10 protein-coding genes are annotated in these 22624 nt (G+C 68.8%); 5 read left to right on the top strand and 5 right to left on the bottom strand.

Annotation, left to right across the window (positions count from 1 at the left end):
• Nucleotides 1–116 precede the first annotated feature (116 nt).
• Complete coding sequence (locus LR394_RS25920; RefSeq protein WP_231446781.1) at nt 117–353, bottom strand: DUF397 domain-containing protein; 237 nt, start codon at nt 351–353, stop codon at nt 117–119.
• The gene (locus LR394_RS25915; RefSeq protein ID WP_231446779.1) at nt 350–1186 is read right to left on the bottom strand and encodes a DUF5753 domain-containing protein; all 837 of its coding nucleotides are present in this window, start codon (nt 1184–1186) and stop codon (nt 350–352) included. The genes LR394_RS25920 and LR394_RS25915 overlap by 4 nt, the downstream gene beginning before the upstream one ends.
• Nucleotides 1187–1731: 545 nt before the next feature.
• Between LR394_RS25915 and LR394_RS25910 the strand changes: the two genes are divergently transcribed.
• On the top strand, nt 1732–2238 hold the full coding sequence (locus LR394_RS25910; RefSeq protein WP_231446777.1) for a DUF6924 domain-containing protein: 507 nt from the start codon (nt 1732–1734) through the stop codon (nt 2236–2238).
• Between the two features lie 10 nt (nt 2239–2248).
• On the opposite strand, the gene LR394_RS25905 is transcribed toward LR394_RS25910, so the two are convergent.
• Nucleotides 2249–4102, bottom strand: coding sequence for an ABC transporter ATP-binding protein (locus LR394_RS25905; protein WP_231447086.1), 1854 nt, complete (start codon nt 4100–4102; stop codon nt 2249–2251).
• Nucleotides 4103–4355: 253 nt separating this feature from the next.
• Between LR394_RS25905 and LR394_RS25900 the strand changes: the two genes are divergently transcribed.
• On the top strand, nt 4356–5441 hold the full coding sequence (locus tag LR394_RS25900; protein WP_231446776.1) for an alpha/beta hydrolase fold domain-containing protein: 1086 nt from the start codon (nt 4356–4358) through the stop codon (nt 5439–5441).
• A 29-nt stretch (nt 5442–5470) separates the two neighbouring features.
• On the opposite strand, the gene LR394_RS25895 is transcribed toward LR394_RS25900, so the two are convergent.
• Together LR394_RS25895 and LR394_RS25890 are read right to left on the bottom strand one after the other, a co-directional pair.
• Nucleotides 5471–5950, bottom strand: coding sequence for a hypothetical protein (locus LR394_RS25895; protein ID WP_231446775.1), 480 nt, complete (start codon nt 5948–5950; stop codon nt 5471–5473).
• Nucleotides 5951–6323: 373 nt separating this feature from the next.
• Nucleotides 6324–7259, bottom strand: coding sequence for a methionyl-tRNA formyltransferase (locus LR394_RS25890; RefSeq protein ID WP_231446774.1), 936 nt, complete (start codon nt 7257–7259; stop codon nt 6324–6326).
• Nucleotides 7260–7471: 212 nt separating this feature from the next.
• Here LR394_RS25890 and LR394_RS25885 point away from each other — a divergent pair, with 212 nt between their 5' ends.
• The 3 genes from LR394_RS25885 to LR394_RS25875 are packed head-to-tail and all read left to right on the top strand — an operon-like array spanning nt 7472 to nt 22602.
• A complete protein-coding gene (locus tag LR394_RS25885; protein ID WP_231446773.1) occupies nt 7472–8797 on the top strand; it encodes a lysine N(6)-hydroxylase/L-ornithine N(5)-oxygenase family protein in 1326 nt (441 codons plus the stop codon).
• 25 nt (nt 8798–8822) lie between these two features.
• Nucleotides 8823–9026 (top strand): MbtH family protein, encoded by a 204-nt coding sequence (locus LR394_RS25880; protein WP_231446772.1) that lies wholly within the window; start codon nt 8823–8825, stop codon nt 9024–9026.
• Nucleotides 9027–9075: 49 nt separating this feature from the next.
• Nucleotides 9076–22602, top strand: coding sequence for a non-ribosomal peptide synthetase (locus tag LR394_RS25875; protein WP_231446771.1), 13527 nt, complete (start codon nt 9076–9078; stop codon nt 22600–22602).
• The last annotated feature ends 22 nt before the right edge of the window (nt 22603–22624 follow it).

The raw sequence follows: 22624 nt of genomic DNA, 5'->3' as shown, positions 1-22624 counted from the left end.
GGCCACGGCCGGATCCCGGGGATCCGGGTTCGTGCCGGAGGTTCTGGGCCGGGCGTGTGACCTGTGCTTGGGCGGCATCTCCGCGGCCGATGGCGGGGCCGACCAACGACATCAGTTCACATCATGGCCTCGTCGTCGAACTCGCGGGCCTGGACACCCTGAACAAAGGCGCGCCATTCCGGAATGGTGAAGCTGAGGGTGCCGAGGGCGCGGTTCTTGGTGTCGCGCACATGGACCATGCCGCCGCTGCGCCCGACCTCGACGCACGCTCCCTGCTCGCTGAAAGTCGACTTGTGGAAGTCGATGTCGGGGACCTCGCCGGTGCGCAGGTCGTTGCCGTCGGTGGCGCTCACAGGTACTCCTCGATCGGTGTTGAGCTGTCGAAAACGCTCTGGAACTTGTCGGTCATGCTCGCCACCACCTGGTGGTCGTCGGTGTGGGCGCCGCCCACCCAGCTCTCGGTGTAGACGATGGCCCGGGACTGGCCCCCGGCGGTGAACCGCAGGATCGTCGCGGCACCCCGCACCGCGGAATGGGCTCCCAAGGCGATCGGGTGGACGCGGATCTGCGCGTACTCCTCCCGAACCAGGCGCAGCAGGTGGTTCTTGAGTTCGTCCATGACCTCTTTGGACTCGACCTGCCGCAGGAGGACTTCCTCGTCCAGTGCTACGCGTACCTTCGCGCGTCCCAGGGTCAGGCGCTGGCGCTCCATGCGCAGGGCCACGACCACATCAGCCGCGGCTCCGTGGGCTCCGTCCAGACGCGCGGTCGCCGCTGCGTACCGAGGAGTCTGGATCAGTCCGTGCATCCCGCCGAGCGAGTCCACCCCCACGGCATGCCGCTCGAAGGCCAGATACTCGCGAAACGTCGGCTGCACGGAGGGAACCTGGGAGTCGACCTCCGCACTGGCCCGGGCCCGCATGTCCTCCAGCTCGTCGGCCTCCACGTCCGAGAGCCGAAAGGCCTTGCGCATCTGCTGAATATCGCCGGGGCGCAGGGCGAAACCACCCTTGTTGCCCTCGATCCGGTTCCACCGTGACTCCGAACCCAGACCGACGCCTGCCATCTGCCGGTACGTCAGCCCGGCCCGGAGACGGTACTCCTGGATCTGCTGGACCAGCAGCCAGCGGGTGATGCCGGGCCGTCCCCGTCCGTCCTGTGATGGTTCGTTCCCTGCCTCGACCACCGAGCCAGCCTACTGAGAAGTAGAAACTTCATCATGAGGGAAAACCCCCACGAAACCTGTCATAAAACGCCTTCCACCATGACAGGTAGTCAGGGAGTCGGATCATTTGTCAGGGTTTAGCTCCAGTAACCCGATCGGACGCCGAAGCAGACGCCGGCCGGACTTCCACGGGGGAAGCCCAGTCGGTCCGCTTCGGCGCCCCACACCGTGATGGGACAGCGATGCCGAACGAGTCAGGAAACACTGCCTACGGCCAGCAGCCGGGCGAACCGCCCGCCCCCGACTCGCTCGTTCGCTTCGTCATCCCGCGTCCCCGCCTTCCTTACGGCACCTCTTCGACGGGCGAGCGAATGGTGGGGTACGCGCCGCGAACGCGCTTGGCCTTCCTCGTCCCGCGCCCCCGTCGCTCACCGAAGCAACTTCCGTAGCCCGAGCATGACTGTGGGCTACGGCCAGCGTCCATGGGCACAAGGCAGCCTCAGGGATCTCTGGGTTACGCCGGATCACCTCCGCGAGCAGAGGCACGACCGGAGACAATGATGCCTATGCTTCCCATCACCGAGGACCACCTGGTCATCCGTACCGACTTCTCCGACCCCTCGGCCTGGGCCGCTGTCCAGGCAGACCTGGCCCAGAAGTGGGACGACGAGTTCGACATCTACGTCGAGATCATCGACGACCCGGCCTATGACGGGCTGGGCCCGGAGCAGTTCCTGGCCATGGCACCGGCGGACTACCCGCACCAGATCGTGGTGCTGGCCGACTCGGTGACCATGGCCGACCCTGAGCGTCTGTTGCTGGTGGTCAGTCTGGAGGAGAGCGACGAGGAACGGGAAGCGTTCCTGCGAGAACACGGCTACTGGGACGAGGAGACGGCCGCCGGAGGTCGCGGTTGGGAGAACGGTTGGCCGCAGCGGGGCGGGGTCTTCCGGTCCACCGCACCCGGTGTGGGAGCGATCGCTGCCAACCTGTCTGTCGCGAACATGGATCTTGGGGAATTCGCTACTGCGGTCGACGAGCAGGGGGTCTTCCGCAATTTCGAGAATGAGTGATCGCGCGGTCTCAACCTGCTGTTGCGAACTGAGTGTGGTGCAGTCCGGCGTAGCGTCCGCCCAAGGCCAGCAGTTCCTCGTTCGTGCCGCGCTCCACCACACGGCCGGCCTCCAGCACCAGGATCTGGTCCGCCGAGCGGATGGTGGACAGACGGTGCGCGATGACGATGGCGGTACGGCCCTCGAGAGCCTCGTCCAGGGCGGCCTGGACGGCCGCCTCCGAGGCTGAGTCCAGATGCGCGGTGGCCTCGTCCAATACCACGATCCGAGGCTGCGCCAGCAGCAGCCGGGCGATGGTCAGCCGCTGCCTTTCCCCGCCGGAGAACCGGTAACCCCGCTCGCCCACCACCGTGTCCAGACCCTCGGGAAGGCCGGCGATCACGTCGGCCAGCCGGCTGCGCCGCAGGGCGTCGAGCAGCTCCTCGTCGCTGGCCCCGGGCCGGGCCAACAGCAGGTTGGAGCGTAGTGACTCGTGGAACAGGTGACCGTCCTGGCTCACCACGCCGACGGTGCGTCGCAGCGATTCCGCCTGCAGCCGGCGCACATCGGTCCCGCCGACCAGAACCTGCCCGGAACTGACGTCGTACAGTCGGGCGAGCAGGTTCGCCAGCGTCGACTTACCGGCCCCGGACGAGCCCACCAGAGCGACCACCTGACCGGGCTCAACCCGGAAGGAGACGTCATGGATGATCTCTGCCCCACCTCGGGTCTCCAGCGTCGCGACATCTTCGAGTGAGGCGAGCGATACCTCCGCCGCGCTGGGGTAGGCGAAACGCACATCGCGGAACTCGACGCTCGCAGGGCCTTCGGGCACCGGACGTGCGTCCGGGGCCTCCTGGATCAGCGGGACCAGGTCCAGTACCTCGAACACCCGGTCGAAACTGACGAGCGCTCCCATGATGTCGATGCGGGCGCTGGCCAGGGCCGTCAGCGGCGCGTACAGCCTGGTCAGCAGCAGGGCCAGAGACACGATGCTGCCGGTCTCCAGGTCCCCGGCCACCGCTGCCACCCCACCGACCCCGTACACCAACGCCAGAGCCAGAGCGGAGGCCAGGGTGAGCGAGGTGATGAGCACCGTCTGCAGCACCGCCGTACGAACCCCGATGTCCCGCACCCGGCCCGCCGCCTCGGCGAAAGAGCGGGATTCGTCCTCGGGGCGGCCGTAGAGCTTGGTCAGGGCGGCCCCACTGGCCGAGAAGCGCTCGGTGCTGCGGGTCATCATCGCCGCGTCCAGCTGGGCGGCGTCCTGGGACAGCAGGGCCAGACGACGGCCCATGACCCGAACCGGAACGACGAAGACGGGCAGCAGGACCAAGGCCATCAGCGTCACCGGCCACGAGATCCCGATCATCACCGCACCGGTCAGGGCAACCGCGATCAGATTGCTGACGATGCCCGACAAGGTGTCGCTGAAGGCCCGCTGGGCGCCCAGCACATCGTTGTTCAGCCGGCTGACCAGAGCACCGGTTCGGGTCCGGTTGAAGAAGGCCAACGGCATGCGCTGCACGTGGTCGAACACCCGAGTGCGCAGATCCAGGATCAAGTCCTCGCCCAGCCGCGCCGACAGCCGGCGAACCGCCACACCCAGGACGGCCTCCGCCACCGCGATGAACGCAATGAACAACGCCAGCCGCACGACCGCGCCCCGATCACCCTCTCCGATCGCGTCCACGACCCGGCCGGCCAGGAGCGGGGTCACCACCGAAAGCACGGCCGTCACCGCACTGCCCACCACGAACAGAGCGAACAGCCGCGAGCGCTCGCGGGCCATGGCGATGACCCGGCGCACCGTGCCGGGCCGGAACGGTTGCCGTTCACGGGCCGACCGGGCACCGGCGATCGTCGACCAAGCTGCCATTTCCATGCTCACGGCGACGTAAACCTCTGTGCTGGTCCGAATTTCGCCAAGGGGCGCGGCCGGCCTCTCCCGGCGTGCATTCCGGCGCCCGGACCGGTGGGGCTCGGATTGCTCATGCGAGGGAGACTAGATGCTCAACTGCACTTGAGATCCAGCCTTCCCGCTGAAGGTGATGTCGGGCGAGCGGCTTGGTAGGTTCGTCCCGTTCGTCCCCGCCGAAGCAGGTGGGTATCCGGTGTCGTCGGAAGGTTGTGCAGTCATGGCAGGGAACGTTGACCAGCCCGGGCGTCTGGGCGACCCGGACCGCAATCTGAAGACCGACCCGCGCACGGACGTCCGGCTGGCGCGTCTACTGGGACAGTATGGGCTGGACCAGAACGCGCAGCCGGCATCGTTCGGGCCCGATGCTCCGCGCGAGCAGTTGCTGGAGTATGTCCAGGCCGCTGAAGACGGTAATGCGCAGTTCTTCGACCTGATTCTGGACGGTCTGGATTCGGTTCCAGGGCTACAGCATCACACCGAGACGATCGTCGGCTCGGACGGCAACGAGATCTCGCTGTACATCACGCGTCCTGGCGGCGTTTCGCAGGATCTTCCCGCGTTGCTCTACCTGCACGGCGGCGGCATGGTGATGCTGAAGGCGTCCGACCCGATCTACGTCCGGCTGGCTGACGAGCTCGCTGCGACCGGTCTGATCGTGATCACCCCCGAGTTTCGCAACGGGGCCGGGGCGCTCGGGCCGCATCCGTTCCCGGCCGGGCTCGACGACTGCGCCGCCGCTCTGGACTGGGTCCACGAAAACCGTTCTTCATTGGGGATTTCACGGCTGATCGTAGCGGGGGAGTCGGGCGGGGCCAATCTGGCCCTGGCCACCACGATCCGTGCGAAGCGTACGGGGCGGCTGGCTGCCGTCGACGGTGTGTACGTTCTCTGTCCTTTCATCTACGGCCAGTGGGGACGCGACGAGCAGGAACGCCGGGAGGTTCTGCCCTCGACGGTGGAGAACGACGGCTACATGAACACATGTCACGGCTCGTCGATGATGGCCGAGGTCTACGATCCGGGTGCCCAGCACGCCGAGGACCCGCTGTGCTGGCCGTATCACGCCACGGTCGAGGACCTGTCAGGATTGCCGCCGCACGCCATGTCGGTCAACGAGCTCGATCTGCTGCGCGACGAAGGGCTGGCCTACCACCGGCGTCTGCTCGAGGCCGGGGTCGAGTCGTCGGTCCGGACGGTGCCCGGCTTCACCCACGCCGCCGACCTGATGTTCCGGGCCGCCATCCCGGAGGAGTTCTTCGCGACGATCCGCAGCGTGCATCGTTTCGCCGTCGGCAACGACTGAGGTCGACGCTCAGGTAGAAGGGGTTCGACCTACTTCGCTGTCCGGGAACGGGAGAGCCGGGTGGTCTGCCAGGAGTCGATCAGCCCCATCAGCTCTGTGCGCTGCTCGGTCAGGCCGACTCTGGTGGTCACCAGTTTCGACGGGACCGCGGTTGTCGGTTGCGGGTCTGGGTTCATGTGCTGCTGCAGCATGGCGGTCTGGCTGCCCTGGGCGGGCAGGTGACTCCACGAGTCCACGTCCTGGGCCTGCGCAGGCAGATCGCGAGCGGGGATGTGGCCGGCTACGTACTCGCCGGTCTCGTCCTGGCATTGCCACTCGGTCTCGAGCACACATTCCTCGCAGGCCAGCACGCCGACCATGGCCGGAAAACGGCGCTGCCACTCGGGATCCAGCGCGAAGACCTCTTGCGCCGGGGGAATCAGCCGTCGGCACAGGCAGCACGTCACCCGGGGGACGGAAGATCCCTCGGGTGAGGAGTCCTGATCCTGGCGACCGCTGTAGTCCGTCATGCCCGAACGTTATGGTGGCCGCTCCCTCATCGGCCGCAGCGGCGGCGGTGTCTCACGACCACTGACTGAACGACGGAGCCGGTGCCCGGCAAGTGGCCAGGGGCCTGGTCCGGTCTTTCGCCTGGTGCAGGAGGGTGCGTCAGGCACTGCAGGTTCCGGTCAGCGGCGGTGTTTGCCCGTTCCCATTCAGCGGTCCGGTGACGGAGGCGCTTGCCTCTGGGCTTGGTCAGCCACCCGGCTGGGGATGGAGAAGCTCCTTGGCGGCGATGGCCAGAGCAAGCCGACCGTGCATGATGTCTCCTCGAATGCTGGAACCAGGTAGGTGGTCGGCGCTGCCCCTAGCCCACTTGAGTGAGTCGTCTCCAGGAATCGGCTAGTCCAGGTAGCCGCCCATCTTGCTGAAGAAGTCGCTGGCCAGATGGTCGGTGCCGTCCTCGGTGCGCACCCGCACCAGGCACAGGCCGTGCTCGGTGCCCCGCCGGGCGTTGGTGCCGGCCACGATCACCACGCCGTCGTCCTCTCGGTAGAAGATCCGCCCAGGAGTACCGCCGTAGGTGTTGGTGGAGACCCGGGCGCCGGTGATGCGCAGACGTTCGCCCTGGTAGAAGCAGTAGGCACTGGGGTAGGGGTCGCTCAGGGCCCGCACCAGCCGGTCGAGTTCGTCGGCCGACCAGGTCCAGTCGATGCGGCTGTCGCGGTCCGAGCGCTTGTGGAAGAAGCTGGCCCGGGAGCGGTCCTGGGCGATGAAGTCGGTGCGTCCGGCGGCGATCGCCTCCAGGCTTTCCAGCAGGATCGGCTCGATCAGTTCGAGGGTCTTGTGGAACAGGTCGGTGGTGGTGTCGCGGGGGCCGACCGATACGGCCTTCTGCACGACGATCGGCCCGGCGTCCAGGGTCTGGTCCATCATGTGGGCGGTCACGCCGACCTCGGGTTCGCCGTTGATCAAAGCCCAGATCAGCGGGGAGAAGCCGGCGTAGGCGGGCAGCAGCGAGTCGTGGACGTTGAGGGTGCCGTGGGCCGGTAGCGACCAGATCTGCTCGGGCAGGTAGGTGCGCCAGTTGTTGGCCACGATCAGGTCCGGCCGGATCGTCTGCAACTGCTCGAAGAGGTCGTCGTCCGGGCGGTTTCGCAGGACGACGGGGATGCCGTTCTGGGTGGCCAGGTCGGCAACGTTGTCGTCCCAGATCTTTTCGTAGGCGTGCTCGCTGCGCGGATGGGTGACGACGAGGACGACTTCGTGGCCGGAGGTCAGCAGGGCGGACAGGGTGCGGTGGCCCCAGGTCTGGTATCCGAACATGACGATGCGCACAAGTCCTCCAGGGGACAGTGGTTTTCGGTTGCGGACCTCGCGACATGATCGGTGCTGCCCGCCCATCTGTCCATGAACGCCCGGCCTCGGCCACCCCTGTTGCCGTGCCGATGCAGTGCCGTACGGGGAGGCCGGCGGGGTCGATATCGCGTGGAGGACAGATGTCGCGGCCCCCATGGCCGGAGCGTAGTCGCCGGGTTACTTTTCACTCGATGTCTACCGAAGCGCAAAAAAGCGGACAAAAACCTCTGGATGTCGTCGGGGTCGGGTTCGGTCCCTCCAACCTGGGCACCGCGATCGCCATCCACGAGCACAACGCCACGGCGTCGGCCGAGCAGCGGCTGAGCGCTGCCTTCGCCGAGCGCCAGGACCGGTTCGGATGGCATCGCGGCATGCTCCTGGAGGGCGCCACGATGCAGGTCCACTACCTGAAAGATCTGGCGACGCTGCGAAATCCGTCCAGCCAGTTCTCTTTCCTGGCCTACCTGCACGAGCACGACCGGCTCGCCGACTTCATCAATTACCGTTCCAGCTACCCGACTCGCCGGGAGTTCCACGACTACCTGGAGTGGGCCGCCGGGCGGGTGGAGAAACTGGCGGCCGAGAGCGTCGACGTCCGTTATGGGCGTGAGGTGCTGGAGGTCGTGCCGGTCCACGGGGACGGCACGGTCCAGGCCCTGGACGTCCTGCTGCGCAGCGGCGGTCAGGTGGAGCGTCTGCGGGCCCGAAACGTGGTCCTGGCCTGCGGTCTCGTCCCGGTGATGCCTGCCGGGGTGACGATGAGCAGCCGGATCTGGCACAACCGCGACCTGTTGTTCCGTACCGGCGAACTGGCGGGGACGAACCCACGGCGGTTCGCGGTGGTGGGTGCCGGGCAGAGCGCGGCCGAGACCGCCGAGCACCTGCACCGGACCTTCCCGGAGGCCGAGGTGCACGCGGTGTTCGCCCGGTACGGCTACAGCCCGGCGGACGACAGTTCTTTCGCCAACCGCATATTCGACCCGCCGGCCGTGGACCAGTTCTTCACCGCTCCGGACGAGGTCAAGGGCCGGATCGTGGGTTATCACAGCAACACCAACTACTCCGTGGTCGACTCCGACCTGATCGAGAAGCTCTACCGCACCCACTACGACGAGCGAGTGGCCGGCGCCGAGCGGCTGAAGTTCCACAACGTCTCCGAGGTGGTGGAGGTGGTCGAGGCCGGCGACCAGGTGAAACTCAGTGTTCAGTCGAACCTGGACGGCAGTCGCGAGGTGATCATGGTGGACGCGGTGGTGTACGCCACCGGGTACCGGGTCGACGATCCGCTGGAACTGCTCGACGACGGCCTGGCCGCAGCCGTGGTCCGTGATGATCAGGGGCGGCCGGCCGTACAGCGGGACTACCGACTCGCCACCACGACGATCGGCCAAACGCCAGTCAGAGCGGGGATCTACCTGCAGGGCGCCACCGAGCACACCCACGGCATCTCCTCCACCCTGCTGTCCAACGTCGCCGTCCGTTCCGGAGAGATCGTGCGCTCTCTGGCCGAGGTCTAGGGACCTCCGAACTACCTGGAGTCTGATGTCCACCAACCCGTTTGACGACCCTGACGGCACGTTCTACGCACTGGTGAACGAGGAAGGCCAGTACTCGTTGTGGCCCGTCTTCGCCGAAGTACCAGCAGGCTGGAACATCGAGCACGGGCCGGCGCAGCGGGCTGCGTGCCTGGAGCACATCGAGAACCACTGGACCGACCTGCGTCCACGCAGCCTGCAGGACCGCTGAGAACACTGAGTTCGCTGTTCACCAGTTCTTGCCCGAGGAGCCTGTCGCTGTGACCAGTACGCCGTCGTCCCCGTCCGCCCGCACGTCCGACTCGACGCAGGACGCGGCCCGGACCTGGCCACACCTGTTCGCCCGACGGGTTGCCGAGAACCCCGGCAAGATCGCGGTGGTCTGCCGGGACGAACAGCTCACCTACGCCGAACTCGACGATCGGGCGGGACGGCTGGCGACGGTGCTGCGGGAGCGGGGCGCCGGCCCGGAACGCCTGGTGGCGCTGGCCCTTCCCCGCGGGATCGATCTGATCGTCGCGCAGGTGGCGATCCTGCGGGCGGGCGCGGCCTATCTGCCGATCGACCCGGATCAGCCGTCCGCCCGGACCCGGCTGGTCCTCGAGGACGCCCGACCCGTGATCGCCATCAGCACAACAGAACTGGTGGGCCAGCTGCCCCTGTCTCCGCAGGCCGCCCAGGTGCTTCTCGACAAAGAGGACGACCAACGGACGATCGCGGCAGCGAAGCCGTCTGCGTTGCCAGACATCGATGTCCGGACGGCGGCGTACATCATTCACACGTCCGGTTCCACCGGCCGTCCCAAGGGGGTGGTGCTGACTCACACTGGCGTACTCCAACTGATCGCGACGCAGTCCGAACGGCTGAGGGTGGACGCGGACGCCCGGATTCTCGGGTTCGCCTCCACCGGCTTCGACGTGGCCTTCTGGGAACTGTGCATGGCCCTGCTGTCCGGCGGGCGCCTGATCGTGGTTCCGGCCGAGCTTCGGCTTCCCACCGAGGAATTCGCCCAGTACGCCCGCGAGCACGACGTTACGGTCATGATCCTGCCCCCGACCCTGCTCGCAGCGCTGCCGCCGGAGATTGAGCTTCCCAAGGCGGTTCTGCTGGCCGGGACGGAACGGGTCTCGCCGGAGCTAGTGGCCCGATGGGGACGCGGACGCCGCATGTTCAACGCCTACGGCCCGACCGAGGCGACGGTGAACTCGACCCTGGGGGAGTGCGACCCCGACCGGACAAGTGCGACGGTGCCGATCGGTGTGCCGGACCCGATGACCACGGCGTACGTTCTCGGCCCGGACCTGCGTCCGTGCGCGGAAGGCGAGCTGTACCTGGGTGGTCCGGGCCTGGCCCGCGGCTACCTGAACCGGCCGGGAGCCAGCGCCGAGCGTTTCGTCGCCGACCCGTTCGGGGCACCCGGCGAAAGGCTGTACCGTACCGGCGACCTGGTCCGTGTGGACGCCCACGGCGAGTTGGAGTTCCTCGGCCGCATCGACGATCAGCTCAAGGTGCGCGGCTACCGGATCGAGCCGGGAGAGATCGAGTCGGTGCTCCGGGCGCATCCGTTCGTCGGTGAGGCGATCGTCGGTGTACATGAGCCTGCTGCAGGTGAGCGGCGACTGACGGCCTGGGTGGTGCCGGCTACGGACAGGGGCGAAACCCAGGCCGAGCAGCAGGTGGCCGAGTGGAAGGACGTCCACGAGTTGCTGTACGCGGCCACCTCGGCCGAGGACGGCGATCCGCACGGGCACGAGGGCGGGTTCGCGGGCTGGAACTCCACCTACGACGGCACGGCGATCCCGCGGGAGGACATGCGGGCCTGGCGGGACACCACGGTGGCCCAGATTCGCGAGCTCGGGCCGGGGCGGGTCCTGGAGCTGGGCGTCGGCAACGGCCTGCTGCTGGCCGAACTGGCACCGCAGTGCCCGCGCTACGTCGGCACCGATGTCTCGGCCGAGGCCATTGCCGCCCTGGGCCGGTGGGTGGCGAACCAGCCGGAGCTGAACGAACGGGTCGAGCTTCGGGCGAGAGCTGCGCACGAACTCGAGGGTCTGGAAGGCCCGTTCGACACGATCGTGATCAACTCGGTGGCGCAGTATTTCCCCGGCCCGGACTACCTGGCCGACGTGATTCACCGCTCGGCGCAGCTGCTGGCGCCGGGCGGAGCGATCTTCGTCGGCGACGTGCGCCACGCCGGGCTGCTGCGGACGTTCCGGGCCGCTGTTCTCGAGGCCCGCAACCCCGGCGTCTCTCGTGAACAACTGGATGCCGCGCTCGCCTGGGAAGGCGAGCTGCTCTGCCATCCGGACTTCTTCAGTTCTCTGGAGGGGGTGAGCGGCTCCGACATCCGGATCAAGCGAGCCACCGCTCACAACGAGCTGAGCCGCTACCGCTACGACGTCGTCCTCCGGGCCGCCACACAGACCGAACAGACCGAACAGACCGAGCAGACCGAGCAGACCGAGCTGGTCTGGACGAATACCGCCGAGCTCCGTCAGGCGCTGAGCGAGCAGCCGCCAGCGCTACGGGTCATCGGTATCCCCGACCTGCGCTCAGCTGTCGACCGCGCGGTGCTGGCCCGGATCGACGGCGAAGAGCAAGGCCCGGACGGCGCAGACCCGGAGGAGCTCCTGCGCCTGGGTGAATCGCTGGGGTATGTCGCACACGGGACGTGGGGCACGGAACCAACCGTGGAGCTGCTGTTCATACGTCCCGGTGTGAAGGCCAGCCCGCTGTACCGGCCGATCGGCGCATCGGAGCTGACCCATGGCCCGGCGCCGTTCCGGGACATCGACGTTCTGCTCGGCTCATTGCGCGAATACCTGCGCACCCAGTTGCCGGAGTGGATGGTCCCGGCCGCGCTGGTGCCCCTGCATCGGGTTCCGCTCCTGGCCAACGGCAAGACCGACCGCGCAGCGCTGCCCGCTCCGGACCTGTCGGCGCAGGTGCGCGGGACCCGGGCTCAGACTGCGCGGCAGGAGCTGCTGTGCACGCTGGTCTCGGAGGTGCTCGGCGTGCCGGGAATCGGGATCGACGACGACTTCTTCGCCTTGGGCGGGGACTCGGTGCTGTCGATCCGGCTGGCGGTGCGGGCCCGGGAGGCCGGGCTGGCGCTCACCCTGCGGCAGGTGTTCACCCATCGCACGGTGCAGGAGCTGGCGCAGGTCGCCACGGTCTATCGGCAGGACGAGGCCGGCTCGCCGGTCGAGCTGGACGAGGTGGCCCGCCAGACGTTGGGGGCTCTGGACGGCCTGGTGCTGGCCGGGCCGGTCTCGCCGCTGCAGGAAGGCTTCTACTTCCACGCGGTCGTGGATCCGGAAGACACCTCGTACGTGGTGCAGGAAGTGCTGGATCTGCCGGAGGACGTGGACCGCCAGGTTCTGCGCGCCGCCCTGCAGGACCTGCTGGATCTTCACCCCCAGTTGCGGGCCGGATTCGCCCAGCGGGAGGACGGCCGGGTCGTCCAGGCCATCGCGGCCCGGGCAGTCCTGCCGTGGTCCGAACACGACTCGGACGAAGCCACCGAGATCCTGGACGCCGAGCGCGCCCGCCCGTTCGATCTGTCCAGGCCTCCGCTCCTGCGGGCAGCCCTCCTGCAGAACAAAGGACGCGTGCGGCTGGCTCTGACGTTCCAGCATGCGGTGCTGGACGGCTGGTCGGTAGCCGTGCTGATCGGGCACCTGCAAGATGCCTACGCCGCGCGACTTGACGGAACATCACTCAACCCCGACCAAGGGCAGACCACCCGTCTGCGTTCCTGGTTCACCCACCTGATCTCCCTGGAAACTTCTCGCGAGCAGGCCCAGGCCGTCTGGGAAGCAGAACTGGCCGGCGCGGAACCGGTTCTCCTCCTGAACGCCTTCAAGCAGGCCGAGGAACAGCAGCAGGGGCTCAAGCGCCCTCATGCCCACCGCACCCACACCCTCGACAAAGCCGCGACAACAGCGCTGGAGCAGGCGGCGCGGGCGCAGGGCGTTACCCCGTCGACCGTGTTGCATGCGGCCTGGGCGCTGACCGTCGGAGCGATCACCGGCAGCCAGGACGTCCTGATTGGCAGCACCGTCTCAGGCCGGGACGCTCCGGTGGAAGGGATCGAGGACGCGGTCGGGTTGTTCATCAACACCCTGCCGGTCCGGATGAGCTGGGCCCCCGGCGAAGCGCTCTCCGTACCGCTGCGCCGGATGCAGACCGGCCGGACCGCGGTCCTGGACCACCCCCAGGTCCGGCTGGCGGATCTGCAGCGGGGCCGCGGAGGGCTGTTCGACTCGATCGTCGTTGTCGAGAACTACCCCGCCGCCCCGGCCGGAACGGCACTGCCAATTGGGGACGTCGAGATCAGGGACGCTGTCCACTACCCGTTCGCTCTGGTGATCGCTACCGGGTCGACCACCACCGCCGTTCTCAAATTCGACCGGGCGCGCGTCGAGAACACCACGGCCGACCTCCTGATCAGCCTGTACGGCCGCTTCTTGCAGGCCCTGGTCGCCGACCCCGGACAGGCTGTGGGCGCACTACCCCTACGATCCGCACCAGAGGACGCGTCGGGTCCGGTTCGGTCCCTGGACCTGCGGACCCTGCCGCAGCGACTCCGTGAGGGACTGGCGATCAACCCCGCAGCAACAGCGGTGATCGCCCCGGACGCCACGCTTACCTTCGCTGAACTCGACCGTCGATCCGCCGCCGTAGCCGGCGCCCTGCGCGCCCGAGGAACCGGCCCGGTCGTCGGTGTCGCGGTACCCCGCTCAGCCGATCTGATGGTCGCTCTGTTCGGGGTGCTACGGGCAGGCGCCGCCTACCTACCCCTGGATCCGGACCTGCCCACCGCCCGGCTGACGTACCTGATCGAGGACGCCGGGATCGACACCGTCCTGGTGACCGGAACCGTCTCCAATGTGCCCGACACTGAACAGCTTCTCGTGCAGGATCTCGCCGAGCACAAGCACCCAGAGAACCTGCCCGACCCCCAACCAGACGATGCCGCCTACCTGATCTACACGTCCGGCTCGACCGGGCGGCCCAAGGGCGTGGTGGTCAGCCACCGCGCGATCGGCAACCGGCTGGACTGGATGCAGGAGCTCTACCCCCTAAACCCGGACGATCGGGTACTGCAGAAGACACCCGCGGGCTTCGACGTGTCGGTGTGGGAGTTCTTCTGGGCCCCCAGCCAGGGAGCAGCCGTAGTGCTCGCCGAGCCAGGGGGACACCGCGACCCGGAGTACCTCGCCGCGCTGATCGCCCGCGAACACGTCACCACCATGCATTTCGTGCCCTCGATGCTGGAAGGCTTCCTGGCCGCCAGTCAGGTCACCGACGATCCAACGTGGGCGCAGACCCTGCGTTGGGTGTTCTGCTCCGGCGAAGCCCTCCCGGCGACAGCCGCCCGGCGCTGGAGGGCCCTGACCGGCGTCGCCCTGCACAACCTGTACGGCCCGACCGAAGCCGCCGTCGACGTCACCACGCATCCCGTAGCAGCCGACCCGGGCGCATCCGTACCGATCGGCCGCCCGGTCGGCAATACCCGTACTCACGTCCTCGACGCCTGCCTGCGGCCCGTACCCGACGGGGTCGCCGGGGAGCTCTATCTGGCCGGCGTACAGCTGGCCCGCGGCTACCACGCACGTCCCGGCCTGACCGCCGAGCGTTTCGTGGCCGACCCGTTCGGCGCGCCGGGGGAGCGGCTGTACCGCACGGGAGACGTGGTCCGCCGGAACAACGGCGAACTGCACTACCTGGGCCGCGAGGACAGCCAGGTCAAGATCCGCGGCCAGCGCATCGAACTCGGCGAGATCGAAGCCGAACTCTCATGCCTGGACGGGGTCGCACAGGCAGTCGTCGTGCTCCGGCACGACGGCCCAGCGCCGCACCTGGCCGCCTACGTCGTCGGACGCCCCAAGATCGCCGAGCCCGCGCACCTCCTGGCCGAGCTAGCCACCCGCCTGCCCGAAGCCATGGTGCCCGCGAGCCTGACCGTCCTCCACGAAATCCCCCTGACCCCCAACGGAAAACTCGACCGTGCAGCCCTGCCCGCCCCCGACGCCCGCCCGGCCGGGCCGACCCGCGAGCCCTCCAGCGAGGCCGAACGTGTGCTGTGCACCGCGTTCGCCCAAGTCCTGCAACGGGAATCGGTCAGCCCGGACGACGACTTCCTGGCCCTCGGCGGAGACTCCATCACCTCCATCGCCGTCTCCTCGCACGCCCGCCGCGCCGGCCTCGACATCGGCCCGGCCGACGTGCTCGCCGCCCGTACCCCCGCCGCCGTGGCCGCCCGTGCCGCAGCCGTGGTCGACCATGCCCCACCCCTGCCGGACGCCGACGAGGCGGTCCTGCACCAACTGCGCTCAACCACGGCAGTCGACGTGGCCGAGGTCTGGCCGCTGTCCCCGCTGCAGGAAGGCCTGTACTTCCACGCCGGACTCGACGGCGCCGAGCACGACGTCTATACCGTCCAGGAAACCGTCGACCTGAACCACGAACTCGACCTACCCCGGTTCCGTGACGCCGTCGCCATCATGCTGCACCGCCACCCGGCCCTGCGAGCTGGCTTCACCGCCGAAGACCTCGACGGCCCGGTCCAGTTCATCGCCCGAGACCTCGAACCCCCGGTCGAGCTGATCGAGATCGCCGACGAGGACGAACGTGAGCACACCACGCAGACCGAACGCCTCAAACCCCTGGATCTCGCTGCGCCGCCGCTGTTCCGGATCACCGTGCTGCGCGGCGCCGGCTGGGACCGGGTCCTGATCCACCGGCACCTGCTGATCTGGGACGGCTGGTCGGCCTGGCTCTTCCTGCAGGGCCTGTTCGACACCTACGCCGGACAGGTGCCCGCCGAACCGGGCGGCTCGTACCGCGACCTGCTCGCCTGGCTGGCCTGGACCGACCCGGAACCGGCCCGCGAGGCCTGGCGCACTGCCCTGGCCGGACTGGACGAACCCACCCTCGCCGAACCCAGCGACCGAGGTGCCCAGCAACAGGTTTCGGAACTCCATCTCGACCTGGACCCGCAGACGTCAAACCGCCTGCGGGAACTGGCCCGAGCCAGCGGCGTGACCCCGAACACCGTCCTGTCGACCGTCTGGGCGCTCGCGCTCGCGGCGGGAACCGGTCGTTCCGACGTGGTTTTCGGGACGTCGGTGGCCGGCCGTCCGAGCGCGGTCCCGGACGTCGAGAACGTGATCGGGCTGTTCCTGAACACCGTTCCCGCGCGGGTCGTTCTGCAGCCCGGCGAAAGCGGTGCGACCCTGCTGTCCCGGGTGCAGCAGGAGCGTCTGGAGCTGTTGCCCTACGAGACCACCGGTCTCGGTGAGATTCAGCGGCTGGCCGGACATCGTCCTTTGTTCGACACTCTTTTCGTGTACCGGCCGGAGGGCGGCGATCAGCGGATCGCCGAGCTCAGTGCCCGCCACGGCGTGCGTGCGCTGCGCAACGTGGATGCCACGCACTACCCGCTGACGCTGGTGGTCACCCCGGGTGAGAAGTTCCGGATCACGCTGTCGCACAAGGTCTCTGAAGATGCAGCGGTTGCTTGGTTAGGGCGGGTGGAGAAGGCGCTGAGCGTTCTGCTGACCGACCCCGAGGCCCGGATCGGCACCTACGACATGCTGTCCAGCACGGAGCGGGCGGCCGTCGAGCAGCATCGAGATGGTCTGCGCGTCGATATCGGAAACGAAACGATCGCCGATCTTCTGGCCGATCGGGCCGCGAGTTCCCCCGACGAAAAGGCCCTCGTTTCCGGCGATCAGCAGCTCACGTATGCTGAGCTCGACGTCGCGATCAACCGTACGGCCCGGCTGCTGCTGGCGCGGGGTGCAGGCCCAGAAACCGTTGTAGCGCTGGGCCTGCCCCGATCCGCGGAGACGGTGATCGCCCTGTTCGCGGTGCTGCGGACCGGCGCCGCCTACCTGCCCCTGGAGCTGGATCACCCGGCCGAGCGGCTGGTCGGCATTCTGCGTGATGCTCGTCCGGTGGCGCTGCTGACGATCGCTGCGGTGGCCGAGAAGCTCTCGGCGGCAGGTGTTCCTGGCATCGTCTTGGACGATGCGGCCACCGCTGAGGAGCGGGCCAGTTTGTCGGCCGGAGAGCTGAAAGATCAAGAACTGGGGACGTTTGCGCGCACCAATGCGCGAAGGCTGGAGCGGCCCGCGTACCTGATCTACACCTCCGGTTCCACCGGCCGCCCCAAGGGGGTGCTCACGCCGTACCGGGGGCTGACGAACATGCAGCTCAATCACCGCCGGGAGATCTTCGACCCGGTCGTGACGGATGTGCGGATGCGTCGCGGTCCGCAGGCGCGGCTGCGGGTGGCGCACACCGTGTCCTTCGCGTTCGACATGAGCTGGGAGGAACTTCTCTGGCTGGTGGAAGGGCACGAGGTGCACGTGGCCGACGAGGAGCTGCGCCGCGATGCCGAACGTCTGGTGAGCTACTGCGACACCCACGCCATCGACGTCATCAATGTGACTCCCACCTACGCGTCCGCCCTGCTGGAGTCCGGGCTGCTGGAACGGCGTCCGATGCCTCTGGTCCTGCTCGGTGGTGAAGCCGTCCCGGATGCCGTGTGGGCAACACTGCGGGACACCGACGGGGTTCTGGGCTACAACCTGTACGGCCCGACCGAATACACCATCAACACCCTCGGCGCGGGGACAGCCGACTCGCTGACCCCCGCGGTCGGGCGTCCCATCACCAACACCACCACCCACGTCCTCGATTCTTGGCTGCGACCGGTGCCCGACGGCGTCCCGGGGGAGCTCTACATCGCCGGGGACGGTCTGGCCCGGGGGTACCTGGACCGGTACGGGCTCACCGCCGAACGGTTTGTGGCCGACCCCTGGAATGCCGGCGGCCGGATGTACCGCACCGGCGACCTGGTGCGGCGACGCCCGGACCGCGGCGGGCTGCTGGACTTCCTCGGCCGCACCGACGACCAGGTGAAAATCCGCGGGCACCGGGTGGAACCAGGCGAGGTCGCCACCTGGCTCGACGCACACGCTGCCGTTGTTCGCTCGGCCGTGGTTGCGGACCGTTCGGGTCCTGGCGGGATCGCCCGTCTGGTGGGGTACGTCGTTCCGGCCACCCCGGATGCGGAAGACCTTCCCCGGCGTCTGCGCGATGAACTGCGCGCCAGCCTGCCCGACTACCTGGTCCCGGCCGCGATCGTCCTCGTCGATGATCTACCCCTGACCGTGAACGGCAAGCTCGACACCGGTGCCCTGCCGAGCCCGGACCTGGCTCCGGCCGGACAGGGGCGGGCACCGGCCAACGCCGCCGAGCAGAGCCTGTGCGAGCTGTTCGCGAAGGTCCTGGAACTGCCGGCCGTCGGCCCGGACGACGATTTCTTCGACCTGGGTGGGCATTCGCTCCTGGCCACCCGGCTGCTGTCCCGGGCCCGCACGACGCTCGACGCCGCCCTGGTGCTGCGTGACCTGTTCGCTGCGCCTACCCCCGCGTTGCTGGCCGCCCGCGCCGCGCAGGCCGGACCGTCCAGGCCTCAGCTACAGCTGAAGGCCCGCCCGGACGTCCTGCCGCTGTCCTCGGCGCAGGCCCGGTTGTGGATGATCGCGCAGGACGGTGGGGGTGCAGCCTACAACTTCCCGCTCGTACTGAGGCTGCACGGCGAACTGGATGCGTCGGCGTTGTCCCAGGCGCTGGACGATGTTGTCGGACGGCACGAGGTGCTGCGCACCCTGATCGTGGAACCCGGCCCGCAGCAGCACGTTCTGCCCAAGGCTCAAGTACCGTTCACCCAGCGCGACGAGCTGGACCTGACGGCCGAGCTGGAGCGTCCCTTCGACCTGTCCCGGGAGATCCCGATCCGGGCCACCCTGTACCCGGTGGCGCCGCAGGAGCACGTCCTGGCCCTGGTCCTGCACCACATCGCCACCGACGAGTGGTCCGACCGTCCGCTGCTGGACGACCTGGCCACCGCCTACACCGCTCGCCAGCAGGGCCGGACCCCGGACTGGAAGCCGCTGCCCGTGCAGTACGGCGACCACACCCTCTGGCAGGCCGACCTGCTCGGCGACCCGAACGACCCGCAGAGCCTGGCCGCGCAACGACTGACCTGGTGGGCCGACACCCTCGCCGGCGCCCCCGAGGAACTCGAACTACCGGCCGACCGTCCTCGCCCGGCCCGGCCCACCTTCTCCGGCGGGGTGGTCGAACAGGCCTTGCCGGACGAGGTCCGGCAGGGACTGCACGCCCTGGGCCGCGCGTACGGGGCCAGCCCGTTCCTCGTCCTGCACGCCGTCGTCGCGGCGTTGCTGACCCGGCTCGGCGCAGGCACCGACCTGCCGCTCGGGGCACCCGTGACCGGCCGCACCGACGAACGGCTGGAAGAACTCGTCGGGTTCTTCGTCGAGACCGTCGTGCTGCGCGTGGACACCTCGGGCGACCCGAGCGTGGCCGAACTCGTCGAACGGGTCCGCGACACCGACCTGAACGCCTTCGCCCATGCCGAGATCCCGTTCGAGGCCGTCGTCGAACGGCTCAACCCCCTCCGGGAACCCGGCCGCAACCCCCTGTTCCAGGTGATGATCGCCTACCACGCCCGCAGCGGCGCAGATGTGCTGCAGCTGCCCGGCATCCGGGCCACCGAAGAGCCGCTCGAGGCCCGCACCTCCAAGTTCGACCTGGTCTTCGCCTTCGTCGAAACCCCCGACCAGCTCAGCCTGCATCTGGAATACGCCGGCGAACGCTTCGAGCACACCACCGCCTCGAGCATCGCCGCCCGCCTGGCCTCGGTCGCCGCCGCCTTCGCCGCCGACCCCCAGACCCGCATCGGCGCCATCGACCTGCTCACCACCGACGAACGCCACGCGATCGAACAGTGGTCAGGCTCCGCTGAAGCCGGCGGCACCTACCCCGGCCCGCTGTCGGACGTCGTCGCCCGGCACGCTGCCACCACACCCGATGCCCCCGCCGTCACCGGCCTCAGCGAGACCATCACCTACGCACAGCTACAGGAACGAGCCGAAGCCGCCGCCGCGCACCTGCACGCGCAGGGGATCAAACGCGGAGACGTCGTGGCCGTCGCGGTTGGACGCGACACCGTCCTCGCCTCCACGGTGCTCGGAATCTGGCGGCTCGGCGCCGTCTGGCTACCCCTGGACCCCGCCCACCCGGACGAGCGCCTCAGCTACCTGCTCCACGATGCCTCGGCCGCCGCGCTCGTCGTGACTCCGGAACTGGACCAACGCATTCCCCAGGTCGACGGCCTACCCCGGCTCCACCCGTCCGATGCTCGGAACGACAGCCCAGCCCCCGTCGTCCTGGGCCCGGACGATCCGGCGTACCTGATCTACACCTCCGGCAGCACCGGCCGGCCCAAGGGAGCGCTCGTCCCGCACGACGGCCTCGGAATCCTTACGGTCACTGCGGCCGAACGCTACGGCCTGGATGCCGACGCCCGGGTGCTGCAGTTCGCCTCGGTCGGCTTCGATGTCGTGGTGTTCGAACTGGCCATGGCCTTCGGCTCCGGCGGATGCCTGGTCTTCGCACCCGACGACGTCCGCACCGCCAGCCCCGCCTTGCCGAAGTTCCTGCACGAGCAGCAGATCACCCACTGCGTCATCCCACCCGCCCTGATCGGCGCTCTACCCCCGGGCACCGAACTACCCTTCGGCATGCGCACCCTGGTCGGAACTGAAGCCGTCCCCGCCGACCTGATCCAGCGCTGGGCCGGGCACCTCACTCTGACCGTCTGCTACGGCCTGACCGAAGCCAGCGTCAACTCCACCATGTGGATCGCCGAACCCGCCCACCAGGGCCCGGTCCCGATCGGAATCCCCGACCCCGGAACGGTTCTGCACGTTCTCGACGAACGGCTCGTACCAGTGCCGGACGGCGTCGCGGGGGAGCTGTACGTGGGCGGGCGAGGGTTGGCCCTGGGGTACTGGGGACGCTCGGACCTCACCTCCCAGCGCTTCGTCGCAGACCCCGACGGCCCGCCCGGCGCCCGGATGTACCGCACCGGCGACCGGGTACGCCGCCGCAACGGACTCCTGGAGTTCCTGGGCCGCACCGACGAGCAGTTCAAGGTCCGCGGCCACCGGATCGAACCCGGCGAGGTCGCCGCGGCCCTGGTCGCCCACCCGCGGGTCCGCCAAGCCGTGGTCCTGCCCCGAGGGGATGGGCTGGTCGCCTACCTGGTGGACGAAAATACTGGCAGCGGAGATTCTTTGGATGTGTCAGAGGTTCGTGACCTGGCCGCGCAACGCCTCCCGGCTGCCCTGGTGCCCAGCGCCCTCGTCGTCCTGGACGGTGCCCTACCGCTCACCCCGAACGGCAAACTCGACCGCAAGGCCCTGACCCGTCTCCCACTGCCCGGCGTGACCCGGGAGTCGACCGTCCAGGCCACACCCCGTCAGCAGGCCGTCGCCGAACTCGTCGCCGACGTCCTCGGGGTAGAAGGCGTCGGCCCCCAGGACGACTTCTTCGCCCTCGGCGGTCACTCCATGGCCACCATGCGCCTGATCGCCCGCATCCGGGCCCGGTTCGGCGCCGACCTGAGCGTGCGCGACGTCTTCGCCACCCCCACGATCGCCGGACTCGCCGACCTGATCGAACACCGCCCCAGCGACCGCCCCGCACTGACCGCCGGAGCACCCGCATCCCCCGACGGCGAACCCCTGGCCCCGGCCCAGGAATGGCGCTGGGCCCGCCACCAGGCAGACCCCCGCCCCGACCACGCCCTGATCCTGCGCCCGAGCAGCCCATACGACCGGCCGGCCCTGACCCAGGCCGTGAACGACCTGACCCAACGCCACGAATCCCTGCGTAGCGTGTATCGCGGCAACCTGCGTTTCGTCCGCTCCCAGGGCGCCCCCCTGACTTTGAGTGACCAGACCGCCGAAGTCCTGGCCCGCGTCCCCTTCGATCTGACCCAGGAACCCCCGCTCCGAGCCACCCTCGACAACGCCGGAAACCTCGTCCTGGTCATGCACTACCTCGGCGTCGACGAATGGTCGGTCGTCCCCCTGCTGCGCGATCTCAGCACCGCCTACGAAGCCCGCCGCGCCGGCCACGCCCCCGCCTACGAACCCCTCCCGGTCACCGTCACCGACCACGCCCGCTGGGCCCGGGCCCTGGCGGATGCGCCCGACTCCTACCAGCGTTCCGTCGCCCACTGGCAGGTCGCCCTCAGCGGAATCGAACCCCCGACCGTCCGCCCCGGCCCCAACCAAACCGCCACCCACGTACTGGAACTCGACACCGACATCAGCGACCTGACCCGCCGCGAACGGGTCAGCCTCTTCACCGTCGTCCAAACCGCGCTCGCCGTCGTCCTGGCCCGCCGAGGCGCCAGCGTCCCGGTTCCCACCACCTCATTCGTCGCCGCCCGCACCGAACTGGCCCTGACCGACCTCGTCGGCGCCATCGCCGACATCGCCGTGCTGCCGGTGCACCCAGGGGAGCGAGGCGTGGACTCGGCCCTGCTACGCAGCACCCGCGAGCACGACCTGACCGGATTCGACCACACCGCCATCGGATTCGCCGCCGTAGCCCGCGAGGTCTGGAACGCCGACCCGGCCGAACTCGAACCTTCCGTCCTGCTGATCCCGCACGAAACCAGCGCCCTCACCCACGAACAGGACGTCCTTGGCCAACTGGACGCCCTGGAGACCGGCGCGGCCGGAGCCGACCTGACCGTCAGCGTGGCCGAACCGCGCGACGACGGCCCGATCGTCCTGGAACTGGTGCACCGGCTGGACGCCTGGACCAGCGAGGACGTACAAGGCCTGGCCGCCGAACTGGTGGCCGAACTGCGGGCAGCGGTGCGCCGGTGAATGCCTCGGCCGGAAGATGGTG

Origin of the sequence: Kineosporia babensis, from assembly GCF_021129305.1 — a bacterium.
Classification (GTDB): domain Bacteria; phylum Actinomycetota; class Actinomycetes; order Actinomycetales; family Kineosporiaceae; genus Kineosporia; species Kineosporia babensis.
This window is presented reverse-complemented; position numbering and strand designations above follow the sequence as displayed.